The organism is Streptomyces sp. NPDC001828 (genome assembly GCF_042892175.1).
Lineage (GTDB): Bacteria > Actinomycetota > Actinomycetes > Streptomycetales > Streptomycetaceae > Streptomyces.
This window is the reverse complement of record NZ_JBIATV010000005.1, coordinates 175,391-188,540: the sequence shown is the minus strand read 5'-3', so window position 1 is coordinate 188,540 and position 13,150 is coordinate 175,391. Positions and strand designations below refer to the sequence as shown.

8 protein-coding genes are annotated in these 13,150 nt (G+C 73.3%); 7 read left to right on the top strand and 1 reads right to left on the bottom strand.

The genetic code is table 11. The features are described from left to right. Nucleotides 1-138: 138 nt before the first annotated feature. Both ACFYZA_RS17205 and ACFYZA_RS17200 read left to right on the top strand, forming a co-directional pair. Nucleotides 139-3,090 (top strand): FAD-binding and (Fe-S)-binding domain-containing protein, encoded by a 2,952-nt coding sequence (locus ACFYZA_RS17205; protein WP_388491224.1) that lies wholly within the window; start codon nt 139-141, stop codon nt 3,088-3,090. Between the two features lie 170 nt (nt 3,091-3,260). Further along, nucleotides 3,261-4,211 carry a DMT family transporter gene (locus tag ACFYZA_RS17200; protein WP_382582130.1) on the top strand — a complete coding sequence of 317 codons (951 nt, stop codon included), beginning with the start codon at nt 3,261-3,263 and terminating at the stop codon, nt 4,209-4,211. Nucleotides 4,212-4,496: 285 nt separating this feature from the next. Here the strand turns inward: ACFYZA_RS17200 and ACFYZA_RS17195 are convergent, their stop codons facing one another. After that, entirely contained in the window at nt 4,497-5,210 is a 714-nt protein-coding gene (locus tag ACFYZA_RS17195; RefSeq protein WP_388491221.1) for a DUF4232 domain-containing protein, read from the bottom strand. A 412-nt stretch (nt 5,211-5,622) separates the two neighbouring features. Between ACFYZA_RS17195 and ACFYZA_RS17190 the strand changes: the two genes are divergently transcribed. The 5 genes from ACFYZA_RS17190 (at nt 5,623) to ACFYZA_RS17170 (ending at nt 13,150) form a co-directional block, all read left to right on the top strand. After that, entirely contained in the window at nt 5,623-6,447 is an 825-nt protein-coding gene (locus ACFYZA_RS17190) for a TIGR03084 family metal-binding protein (protein ID WP_388491219.1), read from the top strand. Continuing rightward, nucleotides 6,444-8,147, top strand: a complete 1,704-nt coding sequence (locus tag ACFYZA_RS17185; RefSeq protein WP_388491217.1) for an acyclic terpene utilization AtuA family protein — start codon at nt 6,444-6,446, stop codon at nt 8,145-8,147. The genes ACFYZA_RS17190 and ACFYZA_RS17185 overlap by 4 nt, the downstream gene beginning before the upstream one ends. A gap of 364 nt (nt 8,148-8,511) precedes the next feature. Continuing rightward, nucleotides 8,512-10,113: an acyl-CoA carboxylase subunit beta gene (locus ACFYZA_RS17180; RefSeq protein ID WP_388491216.1), complete on the top strand. Its 1,602-nt coding sequence runs from the start codon at nt 8,512-8,514 to the stop codon at nt 10,111-10,113. A 23-nt stretch (nt 10,114-10,136) separates the two neighbouring features. Then, nucleotides 10,137-12,020 (top strand): acetyl/propionyl/methylcrotonyl-CoA carboxylase subunit alpha, encoded by a 1,884-nt coding sequence (locus tag ACFYZA_RS17175; RefSeq protein WP_388491548.1) that lies wholly within the window; start codon nt 10,137-10,139, stop codon nt 12,018-12,020. Beyond that, nucleotides 12,017-13,150: an acyl-CoA dehydrogenase family protein gene (locus ACFYZA_RS17170; protein ID WP_382582116.1), complete on the top strand. Its 1,134-nt coding sequence runs from the start codon at nt 12,017-12,019 to the stop codon at nt 13,148-13,150. The genes ACFYZA_RS17175 and ACFYZA_RS17170 overlap by 4 nt, the downstream gene beginning before the upstream one ends.

Here is a 13,150-nt window from a genome sequence, read left to right as displayed (position 1 = left end):
GATAGTTCTTGGTGAACATTCCCGCACATTGGGACCGTTGGCCAGGCGCATTCAGGTCATCCTGGCGGTTTCAGGACATGCGCGGAGTGACGTCGTGGTGCCCGCGCACCAGGGGTGGGCGGGGGCATCCTGGGCCCCATGGAAGATGCGGCGAAGGGGCAGGGACCGAAGTCCGAACGCGGCTCGGGGCGCGGCTCCGGGCGTGACTCGGAGCGCGGCTCGGGGCACGGCCCCGGGCGCGGATCCGGCGGGGTGCGGGCGGGGGGACGGGGGCCGGAGCGGGGGCTTTCGCGGGAGCTGGAGCGGGAGTTGTCGCGGGTGGTGCGGGGCCGGGTGGACCTCGGGGTCACCGCCCGCGCCCTGACGACGATGGACGCCTCGAACTACCGCCGGGTGCCGCTCGGCGTGGTCGCCCCGCGCGACGCCGACGACGTGGCGGCGGTCCTCGGCGTCTGCCGGACGTACGGGGTGCCGGTGGTGCCGCGCGGCGGCGGCACCTCGATCGCGGGCCAGGCCACCGGCACCGGGATCGTGCTCGACTTCACCCGCTTCATGCGCTCGCTCGTCTCGGTGGACGCGGCGACCCGAACGGCCGTGGTGCAGCCGGGAGTTGTGCTCGACGTGCTGCGGGACGCGGTCGCACCCCACGGCCTCACCTTCGGCCCCGACCCCTCGACGCACAGCCGCTGCACGCTCGGCGGGATGATCGGCAACAACGCGTGCGGGGCGCATTCGGTGGCGTGGGGGACCACGGCGGACAACGTCCACGAGCTGACGGTCGTGGGCGCGGGGGGCGGGACGCACCGCCTGGCGCGGGGCTGGCAGAACTCGACATCGCCTGTTGGGCTACGCGATTTCGTCATCCGTCATCTGTCAGCCCTCCGCACCGGCTACCCCCAGGACCTCCCGCGCCGCATCTCCGGCTATGCGATGGACGCCCTGCTCCCCGAGCACGGGGCCGACCTGGCCCGGGCGTTCTGCGGCAGCGAGGGCACGCTCGGCGTGGTCACCGAGGCGACCGTACGCCTGGTGGAGTCCCCGCAGGCCCGAGCCCTGGCCGTACTCGGCTACGCCGACGAGAGCGCGGCCGCCGAAGCGGCCCCGGCCCTGCTTCCGCACGGCCCGCTGACCGTGGAGGGCATGGCCGCCGATCTCGTACGGGTGCGGGGCGGGGCGGGTCTGCCGCGCGGCGGGGCGTGGCTGTTCGTCGAGACCGGCGGGGCGACGGAGGCCGAAGCGCGTTCCCGGGCGGGGGAGTTGGCCCGGCGCGGCGGGGCGCTGGACTCCCTCGTGGTGAGCGACCCGGCCGGGATGCGTGCGCTGTGGCGGATCCGCGAGGACGCGGCGGGCACCGCGACCCGGATGCCCGACGGCACCGAGGCGTGGCCCGGCTGGGAGGACTGCGCGGTGCCGCCCGCCCAACTGGGCCCGTATCTGCGGGAGTTCCGCTCTCTCCTGAACTCCTACGGTCTGCACGGCACCCCGTACGGGCACTTCGGCGACGGCTGCATCCACGTCCGCATCGACTTCGACCTGCTCACCCCCGCCGGGATCGGACGCTTCCGCGCGTTCTCCGAGGACCTCGCCGACCTGGTGGTCGCCCACGGCGGCTCGCTGAGCGGCGAACACGGCGACGGGCAGGCGCGCGCCGAACTGCTGCCGAAGATGTACGGGCCCGAACTGGTCGGCCTGTTCGGTGAGTTCAAGGACCTCTGGGACCCGGACGGCATCCTGAATCCGGGCGTCCTGGCCCGCCCGGCCCGCCTCGACGAGAACCTGCGCTTCGAGGTGCTGCCCGGGCGCCCGGTGGACGTCGAGTTCGGCTACCCGGACGACGGCGGCGACTTCTCGGCGGCGGTACGCAGATGTGTGGGCGTCGCCAAATGCCGTACCAGCAAGAGCGGTTCGGGGGACGTCATGTGTCCGTCCTTCCGGGCGACCGGCGAGGAGGAGCACTCGACGCGGGGGCGGGCGCGGCTGCTGCACGAGATGCTGGCGGGCGAGGTGGTCACGGACGGGTGGCGGTCGTCGGAGGTGCGGGACGCGCTGGACCTCTGCCTCTCCTGCAAGGGCTGCCGCAGTGACTGTCCGGTGGGCGTGGACATGGCCACGTACAAGGCGGAGTTCCTGCACCACCACTACGAGGGGCGCCGCCGTCCCGCCGCCCACTACGCCCTGGGACGGCTCCCCGAGTGGCTGCGGCTCGCCGCGCCGCTGGCCCGTCCGCTGAACGCGGCGGCCCGGGTCGGGCCGCTCGCGGCATTCGCGAAACGGCTCGCGGGCATCGCCCCGGAGCGTGCGATTCCGCCGCTGGCGCCGCGCACGTTCCTGAGCGGGCTGCGCGGTCGGCCCGTGCCGGGCGGGGCGGCGGTGCTCCTGTGGCCGGACACGTTCACCAACCACCTGTCCCCGGAGGTGGGGCGGGCGGCGCTGCGCGTCCTGTCGGACGCGGGGATCGAGGCGGAGCTTCCGGCGGGCCGGGTCTGCTGTGGCCTCACCTATGTGTCCACCGGACAGCTGGACCGCGCGAAGGTGGTGCTGCGCCACACCCTGGACGCGATGGAGCCGTACCTGGGTGCGGGGGGCGAGGAGGCCCGTCCCGTGGTCGTACTCGAACCGAGCTGTGCGGCGGCCCTGCGCGCGGACCTGCCCGAGCTGCTCCCCGACGACCCCCGTGCGGCCCGGCTCGCCGCCTCGGTACGCACCTTCGCGGAGGCGCTGGAGGAGTGCGCGCCCGATTGGCGTCCGCAGCGCCTCGACCGGCCCGTGGCCGGGCAGACCCACTGCCATCAGCACGCGGTCCTGGGTGACGCCGCCGAACGCCGGCTGCGCGAGAGGGCCGGCCTGGCGGGGGAGCTGAGCGGCGGGTGCTGCGGTCTCGCCGGGAACTTCGGGTTCGAGCGCGGGCACTGGGAGGTGTCGCTGGCCTGCGCCGAGGACCAGCTGCTCCCTTCGGTACGGGCCGCCGCTCCCGGTACGGAGATCCTGGCCGACGGCTACTCCTGCCGTACGCAGCTGGCCCAGCTGGCGGGCCACCGGGCGAGGCATCTCGCGGAGGTGCTCGCGGAGGGCCTTGGCGGCGAGGGGTGAGGGGTACCGGGCGGGGGTGCCGCTTACACGGCCCGCTTACATTGGAGGGAGGGAGCCACTGCGCCCACCGTCGAAAAGGCGGTTGCGGAGCAGGGAGTGGGTGCAGAATACTAAATCCATAAGTCCAATGTAATGAACTAGCCCTCAGGGGCCGATTGAGGTGAGCGCCGGTGAATCCGGTCAAGGGCGCGGGTGCGGCGGAGCCGGTCGCGGCGGCCGCCGTCGCCGTGCCGGAGGCTGCCGGTGCGCTGAAGGCGTCGGGCCGGGGCGGGCGCCGGGCGGCGTTCGGTCCGGTGGCGCTGGTGGTGGCGGGCGGCATATCGGTGCAGTTCGGGGCGGCCGTGGCCGTCACGCTGATGCCGAGGGCGGGGGCCGCCGGAGTCGTCACGCTGCGGCTCGTGGCGGCGGCGGTCGTGCTGATGCTGGTCTGCCGGCCGAAGCTGCGGGGGCACTCGCGGGCGGACTGGGGCACGGTCGTCGCGTTCGGCGTGGCGATGGCGGGCATGAACGGGCTGTTCTACCAGGCCGTCGACCGCATCCCGCTCGGCGTCGCCGTCACCCTGGAGGTGCTCGGCCCGCTGGCCCTTTCGGTGTTCGCGTCCAGGCGCCTGGTCAACGTCCTGTGGGCCGCGCTCGCCCTCGCGGGCGTCGTGCTCCTCGGCGGGGGCGGCTTCGACAGCCTGGACCCGGTCGGCGCGGCGTACGCGCTCGCGGCGGGGGCGTGCTGGGCGGTGTACATCCTGTTCAGCGCGCGTACGGGCCGGAGGTTCCCGCAGGCCGACGGGCTTGCCCTCGCCATGGCGGTGGCGGCGGTGCTGTTCCTGCCGATCGGCATCGCGCAGGCCGGCGGCAAACTCCTGGTCCCCTCCACGATGGCGCTCGGCGCGGCCGTGGCGGTCCTGTCCTCGGTGCTGCCGTACACCCTGGAACTCCTGGCCCTGCGGCGCCTGCCCGCATCGACCTTCGCGATCCTGATGAGCCTGGAGCCGGCGATCGCGGCGACGGCCGGCTTCCTCATCCTGAACCAGGCGCTGTCCTGGCCCCAGGCGCTGGCGATCGGGCTGGTGATCGGGGCGAGTATGGGGGCGGTGCGGACGCAGATTCGGGTGGTCTCGGGTTAGCTCCGGGTGCGGCGGGGTGGCTCCCTTACCGGAGGGCGTTCCCCGTGCCGGCCCCCTCGGCGCGGCCCCGACGGCGTCTGCCCACCCGCCCCCACCCTGGCCGCACCCCCGGCCCCGCCCACGCCCCGGGCCGGTCACCTCCGGCCGACCCCCCCCGGGCACAGCCCCCAGAGCCCGCGCCCCCCACGACCGGCGGGGGCTGCGCCCCCCTGTGGCTCAGCCCCCGCCCGGCCCCGGCCGCGTCCGGCCCGCGCGGGGCGGGGCCGTTCGGGCGGGATTCTTGGGTCAGTTCGCGCCGCCCTGGCCCGCGCTGCCGATGGGGCCGACCTTGACCGGGGTGCCGCCGCTCTCCGTGACGGGGAGCGAGGAGGCGCCCGGCCAGGCCAGGGTGACCGTCTTCGTCTCTCCGGGCGGGGTCACGAGCAGGCCCGTGATGCGGATGCCGGAGCCGCCCGTGTCGTTGACCGGGTACGTGATGCCGAAGTAGACCGACTTGCCGTTCTTGAGGGTGTACGGGGTGGCCGACTCGCCCGTCCGCTTGGCCGAAATGGTGCCCGAGTTGGTCTTCAGGTCGACGCCCGCGAACCCGGACACCATGCAGTCGTGGCCGCTGGTGTTGTTGAACTCCACGGCCACGGTGCGCTCCGCGTCGCCGCCGACCGTGGCGTCCTTCGCCGTGATGCTCAAGTCGCCGGTGCGGCACTTGCCGCCCTTGGCGCTGCCGCCGGAGCCGGATCCGCTGGAGCCGGTTCCGGCCGTCGTGCCCTTGCCGCCGGTCCCGCCCGTGCCCTTGCCGCTGCCCTGGTCCGAGCCCGTGCCCGCACTCGCCCCCGTACCCGCGTTCGCGCCCGCCGAGCCCGAACCGCCGCCCGAGGCGGCCGCGGTGGAGGGGGCCGACGGGTCGTTCTGCGCCGTGGAGCCGTCGTCGCTCTGGCAGGCCGTGAGCGAGAGACCCGCGGCGACGGCCAGGGCTGCGAAGGTGAGCTTGCGAACGCGCATCGATTCTTCCTCAGTATCGGTTGGCTGTACGGGCCGCTCGGTACGGGTCGGTACCAGCGAACGCTTGTGCCCAACAGGACCACACGGCCCGGCGAACCGTTCCTCCCGCCCGCCGCCTAAGACATTCCTGTTACACGCACAGTCGTCTCACAGGCGCGGCTCTCCGTGCTGGTCGCCGCCGGGGGGCGTGCCACGGCCCGGGCGGGACGGTGGTTTCCGCCGCCCTTCGCCGCCAACTCCCTCTCCAGGGCGCCTGGGACAAGGCCGTGACCCGAGAGATCTTGACGCTCGCCAAGGCGTCCCGTCCGCGGCCGAAAATACATGCAAGCACGCTTGCTTGTTTCGTGGCCGACTGCCATGCTCCGGGGCACACCCGCTGTCCACTGTCCGCTGTCCCGGAGGGGAGCGCACCGTGTCCGAACCGGCCGGTCCAACCGACGCCGTGCTAGCCGTACTTGACGATCTGCGTGCCGAGGGCGGCGAACTCGACGTGCTGATCGGCGAGTTGAGCCCGGCCCAGTGGGCCACGCCCACCGCCGCGCCGGGGTGGACCATCGCCCACCAGGTCGCCCACCTCGCCTGGACCGACACCGCGGCCCTGCTCTCCGTCACCGACCCCGAAGCCTTCGCGGCCGAGGTCGAGAAGGCCGCCGCCGCGCCGGACACCTTCGTGGACGACGGGGCCGAGGCGGGCGCCCTGCTCCCGCCCGCCGAGCTGCTCTCCTGGTGGCGGGACAGTCGCGTCCAGCTCCAGGACGCGCTGCGGGCGGCCCCCGCTGGGGCGCGGTTTCCCTGGTACGGGCCGCCCATGTCCACCGCGTCGATGGCGACCGGGCGCCTGATGGAGACCTGGGCGCACGGCCAGGACGTGTTCGACGCCCTCGGCCGCACCCGCCGCCCCACCGGCCGGCTCCGCCACGTCGCTCGCATCGGCATCCGCGCCCGCGACTACGCCTTCGCCGTACGGGGGTTGACGCCCCCGGCCGAGGAGTTCCGGGTCGAGCTCACCGCGCCGGACGGCGACGGCCTCTGGGCGTACGGGCCCGAGGACGCCCAACAGCGCGTCACCGGCGACGCGTTGGAGTTCTGCCTGCTGGTCACCCAGCGGCTGCACCGCGACGACACGGCCGTACGTGCCGAAGGCCCGGACGCCGACCGCTGGCTCGACATCGCCCAGGCCTTCGCGGGCCCCGCCGGACCCGGCCGCCCGCCCCGTACCGCCGAGGCGGACCGATGAGCGAGGGCGGGCGAATACTGCGCATCGGGAACGCCTCCGGGTTCTACGGCGACCGGTTCGACGCCATGCGGGAGATGCTGACCGGCGGCCCCCTCGACGTCCTGACCGGCGACTACCTCGCCGAACTCACCCTGCTCATCCTCGGCCGCGACCGCCTGCGCGACGCACGGCTCGGGTACGCCAGGACGTTCCTGCGCCAGCTGGAGGAGTGCCTCGGGCTCGCCCAGGAGCGCGGAGTGCGGATCGTCGCCAACGCCGGCGGGCTCAACCCGGCCGGACTGGCCGCCGCCGTGCGGGAGTTGAGCGCACGCGTGGGCGTCCCCGTACGGGTCGCCCACGTCGAGGGGGACGCGCTGCCGCTGCCCGAGGGCGCGCTCACCGCCAACGCCTACCTCGGCGGCGGCGGGATCGCGGCCTGCCTGCGCGGCGGGGCGGACGTCGTCGTCACCGGGCGGGTCACGGACGCCGCACTGGTCACCGGCCCCGCCGCATGGTGGTTCGACTGGGGGCCCGAGGACTACGACGCGCTGGCCGGCGCGGTCGTCGCCGGGCACGTCCTGGAGTGCGGAACCCAGGCCACCGGCGGGAACTACGCCTTCTTCACCGACGTTCCGAGCCGCGATCTGGTCCGCCCCGGCTTTCCCCTCGCCGAGGTCCACGCCGACGGCTCGTGCGTCATCACCAAGCACCCCGGCACCGGCGGCCTCGTCGACACGGGCACGGTCACGGCCCAGCTCCTGTACGAGACGTCCGGCGCCCGGTACGCCGGGCCCGATGTCACCGCGCGGCTCGACACCGTACGGCTCGACCAGGACGGTCCCGACCGGGTGCGGATCACCGGGGTGCGGGGCGAGGCGCCGCCGCCGACCCTCAAGGCGGGGATCAGCCGGATCGGCGGCTGGCGCAACGAGGTCGTGTTCGTGCTGACCGGGCTCGACATCGAGGCGAAGGCCGATCTGGTGCGGGCGCAGATCGAGGACGCCTTCGAGCACGCCAAATCCCGTCCTGCGGTGGTCAGTTGGGAGCTGTCCCGCACGGACCGGCCGGACGCGTCCACCGAGGAGTGCGCGAGTGCGCTGCTGCGGCTCGTCGTGCGCGACGCCGACCCCGAGGCGGTGGGCCGTGTGGTGAGCGGCGCCGCCATCGAGCTGGCGCTCGGCAGCTACCCCGGCTTCCATGTGACGGCCCCGCCGTCGAAGGGGGCGCCGTACGGGGTGTTCTCGGCGGAGTACGTGGCGGCGGGCTCGGTCACACAGGTCGCCGTACTGGCGGACGGCGTAAGGGAGTTGATACCTCCCGCTCCCCGCAGCACCGCCCTCGGCCCGGTCCCGGAGCCGGCCCTTCCTCCGTTCGACCCCTCGGGGCCGACGCGGCGGGTGCCGTTGGGGGCGGTCGTGGGGGCTCGGAGCGGGGACAAGGGCGGGGACGTGAACGTGGGGGTGTGGGCGCGGTCGGAGGCGGCGTGGGCGTGGCTGGCGCATGCGCTCACCGTGGACGCGCTGCGTGAACTGCTGCCCGAGGTGGGCGAGTTGAACGTCACCCGGCATGTTCTGCCGAACCTTCGGGCGCTGAACTTCTTGGTGGAGGGGTTGTTGGGGGAGGGGGTCGCTTCGCAGGCGCGGTTCGATCCTCAGGGGAAGGGGGTGGGGGAGTGGTTGCGGGGGAGGGTCGTCGCGGTGCCGGTGGATTTGCTGGGGTGAGTCACTCCCCACCCCGCCCCTTCCCTAGACCCTCCGGGGGTGGAAGACCCCCGGGGCTCCGCCCCAGACCCCGTTCGCGCCTTGAGGGCGCTCGTCCTCAAACTCCCCCAAGGCCTCAAGGGCCGGGGGGACCCCCATGACGGGCTGAAATGCCCCGACGCGGGCCCGCACCAAGGCCTTTAGGGGCGCGGGGCTGTGACATATGCGGCTCCGCCGCGTGGGCGCGACCAGCCACGCACGGTCCGCAGCCGAACCACTTCCCCCGGAGGGTCTCGGGAAGGGGCGGGGTGGGGAACTCGCCCGCCGCAGGCGCCCCCACCCGCACCCCCCAAGGAGCCTCCCCCCAAGCCCCCCAAGGAGTCCCATGCCCACCCTCCCCACCACCCTCAACCCCACCACCCCCGAGTTCCGGCAGGCCACCGCAGCCATGCGGGCCAAGCTGGCCGAGTTGGAGGGGGAGCACGCGAAGGCCCTCGCCGGCGGTGGTGAGAAGTACACCGAGCGGCACCGGCGGCGCGGGAAACTGCTGCCCCGCGAGCGCATCGAGCTGCTGCTCGACGAGGACACCCCCTTCCTGGAGCTGTCCCCGCTCGCGGCGTGGGGCAGCGACTACCCCGTGGGCGCCTCGATGGTCACCGGCATCGGCACCGTCGAGGGTGTCGAGTGCCTGATCACCGCCAACGACCCCACCGTGCGCGGCGGCGCGTCCAATCCCTGGACGCTCAAGAAGGCACTGCGCGCCAACGAGATCGCGTACACCAACCGCCTCCCCTGCATCAGCCTCGTCGAGTCCGGCGGCGCGGACCTCCCCTCGCAGAAGGAGATCTTCATCCCGGGCGGCGCGATCTTCCGGGACATCACCCGGCTCTCCGCCGCCGGGATCCCCACCATCGCCGTCGTCTTCGGCAATTCCACGGCCGGTGGCGCGTACATCCCCGGCATGTCGGACCACACGGTGATGATCCGGGAGCGGAGCAAGGTGTTCCTCGGCGGACCGCCGCTCGTCAAGATGGCGACGGGGGAGGAGAGCGACGACGAGTCGCTCGGCGGCGCCGAGATGCACGCCCGTACCTCCGGGCTCGCCGATCACTTCGCCGTCGACGAGCGGGACGCGATCCGCCAGGCCCGCCGCATCGTCGCCCGCCTCAACCACCGCAAGGCGCACCCGGATCCGGCCCGTCTCGCCGAGCCGCCCAAGTACGACGAGGAGGAGCTGCTCGGGATCGTCCCCGAGGACCTGAAGACGCCGTTCGACCCGCGCGAGGTCATCGCCCGCATCGTGGACGGCTCCGACTTCGACGAGTTCAAGCCGCTGTACGGGACGAGCCTGGTGACCGGCTGGGCCGAGCTGCACGGCTATCCCGTCGGCATCCTCGCCAACGCGCAGGGCGTGCTGTTCTCCGCCGAGTCGCAGAAGGCCGCGCAGTTCATCCAGCTCGCCAACCAGCGGGACATCCCGCTCCTGTTCCTGCACAACACCACCGGCTACATGGTCGGCAAGGAGTACGAGCAGGGCGGCATCATCAAGCACGGCGCGATGATGATCAACGCGGTGTCCAACTCCAAGGTGCCGCATCTGTCCGTGCTGGTCGGCGCCTCCTACGGGGCCGGTCACTACGGGATGTGCGGGCGGGCGTACGAGCCCCGCTTCCTGTTCGCCTGGCCCAGCGCCAAGTCCGCCGTCATGGGGCCGCAGCAGCTCGCCGGCGTCCTGTCGATCGTGGCCCGGGCCTCCGCGCAGGCGAAGGGGCAGCCGTACGACGACGACGCGGACGCCGGCCTGCGCGCGATGGTCGAGCAGCAGATCGAGGCCGAGTCGCTGCCGATGTTCCTGTCGGGGCGCCTGTACGACGACGGGGTCATCGACCCCCGCGACACCAGGACCGTCCTGGGCCTGTGCCTGTCGGCGATCCACACCGCTCCCGTCGAAGGCGCCCGCGGCGGCTTCGGCATCTTCCGGATGTGAGGGCCATGACCGAGCCGAAAGCCATGATCAAGTCGGTGCTCGTCGCCAACCGGGGCGAGATAGCCTGCCGCGTCTTCCGCACCTGCCGCGACCTGGGCATCGCCACCGTCGCCGTGTTCTCGGACGCGGATGCGGGTGCCCTGCACGTGCGGGAGGCGGACAGCGCCGTACGGCTGCCGGGGGCCACGCCCGCCGAGACGTATCTGCGCGGCGACCTCATCGTGAAGGCCGCCCTCGCCGCCGGCGCCGACGCCGTGCACCCGGGGTACGGCTTCCTCTCCGAGAACGCCGACTTCGCGCGCGCGGTCACCGGCGCCGGGCTCGTCTGGATCGGGCCGCCGGCCGAGGCCATCGAGGCCATGGCCTCCAAGACCCGGGCCAAGCACCTCATGGGGCTGCCGCCCCTGGACCTGGCCGATGTCGCCGAGGCCGACCTTCCCCTGCTCATCAAGGCCACGTCCGGAGGCGGCGGGCGCGGCATGCGGGTCGTCCGTCAACTCGTAGCACTGGAAGGCGAGTTGGTGGCCGCACGCGCCGAGGCGCTGAGTGCCTTCGGCGACGGGGACGTGTTCGTCGAGCCGTACATCGAGGGCGGGCGCCATGTCGAGGTGCAGGTCCTCGCCGACGCCCACGGCACGGTCTGGGTCCTCGGCACCCGTGACTGCTCCCTCCAGCGCCGCCACCAGAAGGTCATCGAGGAGGCTCCGGCGCCCGGGCTCGGGCCGGACCTGACCGACGAGCTGCACACCCTGGCCGTACGGGCCGCCAAGGCCACCGAGTACCGGGGCGCCGGGACCGTGGAGTTCCTGGTCGCGGACGGCAGGGCCCACTTCCTGGAGATGAACACCCGTCTCCAGGTCGAACACCCCGTCACCGAGGCCGTGTTCGGCATCGACCTGGTCGCCCTCCAGCTCCGCATCGCCGAAGGCGAGGCCCTCCCGGCCGCCCCGCCCGCTCCCCGGGGCCACGCCATCGAGGCCCGCCTCTACGCCGAGGACCCGGCCGCCGACTGGGCGCCCCAGACCGGCACGATCCGTCAACTGGCCGTCGACGGGGTCCGGTTGGACCAGGGGTACGCCTGCGGGGACACCGTCGGCGTGCACTACGACCCCATGCTCGCCAAGGCGGTCGTCCACGCCCCCACCCGCGCCGAAGCCGCCCGCAAGCTGGCCCGCGCCCTCGAACGCGCCCGCATCCACGGCCCGGCCACCAACCGCGACCTGCTCGTACGCTCCCTGCGCCACCCCGACTTCGCCGACCGCGACGCCGCCCGCCTGGACACCGGCTTCTACGACCGCAACCTCCCCGAACTCACGGCCCCCCTCCCCGGCGCGCACCACGCGGCCCTCGCAGCCGCCCTCGCCGACGCGGCGTCGCGGCGCGGCCGGTTCGGCGGCGGCTGGCGCAATGTGCCGTCCCAGCCACAGGTCAAGCGGTACGGCGAACACGAGGTCCGCTACCGCCTCACCCGCCGGGGCCTCGAAGCGGACGGCCATCCGCAGGTGCGGCTCGACTCGGCCGAGCCCGGTCGCGTACGCCTCGAAATCGACGGCGTGGTAAGGGAGTTCACGGTCGATCGCTACGGCGACACCGTCCATGTGGACACCGCTTCCGGGTGTCACACCCTCACCGCCCACCCCCGTTTCACCGATCCCAGCGACCTCGTCGCGCCCGGCTCACTGCTCGCCCCCATGCCGGGGGTCGTGGTGCGGGTGGCCGACGGGGTCGAGGAAGGCTGCCGCGTCCGGGCGGGGCAGCCGCTGCTCTGGCTGGAGGCCATGAAGATGGAGCACCGCGTCATCGCTCCCGCCTCCGGCACGCTCACCGCGCTCCACGCCGTCCCCGGCCGCCAGGTCGAGGTCGGTGCCCTGCTCGCCGTTGTCGTATCGGAGGCCGAAGAAGCATGAGCGGTGTCATCGAAAGCCAGGAGAACAAGGATCTGCGGGCCGCCGTCGCCGCGCTCGGCGCCCGGCACGGCCGCGGTTTCGACCGCGCGGCGCTGTGGTCGGAGGCCGCCAAGCTCGGCTACCTCGGCGTCAACCTGCCCGAGGCTTACGGCGGCGGGGGCGGCGGCATGGCCGAACTGTCCATCGTTCTGGAGGAGTTGGGGTCGGCGGGCTGTCCGCTCCTGATGATGGTGGTCTCGCCCGCCATCTGCGGCACGGTCATCGCCCGCTTCGGCACCGAGGAGCAGAAGCGGACCTGGCTGCCGGGACTCGCCGACGGCACGCTCACCATGGCGTTCGGCATCACCGAGCCCGACGCCGGCTCCAACTCGCACCGCATCACCACCACCGCACGGCGTGACGGCGACGGCTGGATCCTGAACGGCCGCAAGGTCTTCATCTCCGGCGTCGACATAGCGGACGCGACCCTCATCGTCGGCCGCACCGAGGACGCTCGCACCGGCAGCCTGAAGCCCTGCCTCTTCATCGTGCCGCGCGACACCCCCGGCTTCCAGCGCTCGCAGATCGACATGGAACTCCAGGCGGCGGAGAAGCAGTTCGAGCTCGTCCTGGACGATGTGCGGCTGCCCGCCGAGTCCCTCGTCGGTGACGAGGACGCGGGTCTGCTCCAGCTGTTCGCGGGCCTCAACCCCGAGCGGATCATGACGGCCGCGTTCGCGATCGGCATGGGCCGCTACGCGCTCGCCAAGGCCGTCGACTACGCCACGACGCGCCAGGTGTGGAAGCTCCCCATCGGCGGCCACCAGGCCATCGCCCACCCGCTCGCGCAGGCGCACATCGAGCTCGAACTGGCCCGTCTGATGATGCAGAAGGCGGCCGCGCTGTACGACGCGGGGGACGACATCGGGGCCGGCGAGGCCGCCAACATGGCCAAGTACGCGGCCGCCGAGGCCTGTGTGAAGGCCGTCGACCAGGCCGTCCACACCCTGGGCGGCAACGGCCTGACCCGCGAATACGGGCTCGCCTCGCTCATCACGGCCGCCCGCGTGGCCAGGATCGCGCCGGTCAGCCGCGAGATGATCCTCAACTACGTGTCCCACCAGTCCCTGGGTCTCCCCAAGTCGTACTGA

Excerpts from the sequence above, each read along its gene's own strand:
- ACFYZA_RS17205 (WP_388491224.1), top strand. The coding sequence starts at position 139 with ATGGAAGATGCGGCGAAGGGGCAGGGACCGAAGTCCGAACGCGGCTCG.
- ACFYZA_RS17195 (WP_388491221.1), bottom strand. The coding sequence starts at position 5,210 with ATGCGCGTTCGCAAGCTCACCTTCGCAGCCCTGGCCGTCGCCGCGGGT.
- ACFYZA_RS17185 (WP_388491217.1), top strand. The coding sequence starts at position 6,444 with ATGAGCGAGGGCGGGCGAATACTGCGCATCGGGAACGCCTCCGGGTTC.
- ACFYZA_RS17180 (WP_388491216.1), top strand. The coding sequence starts at position 8,512 with ATGCCCACCCTCCCCACCACCCTCAACCCCACCACCCCCGAGTTCCGG.
- ACFYZA_RS17175 (WP_388491548.1), top strand. The coding sequence starts at position 10,137 with ATGATCAAGTCGGTGCTCGTCGCCAACCGGGGCGAGATAGCCTGCCGC.
- ACFYZA_RS17170 (WP_382582116.1), top strand. The coding sequence starts at position 12,017 with ATGAGCGGTGTCATCGAAAGCCAGGAGAACAAGGATCTGCGGGCCGCC.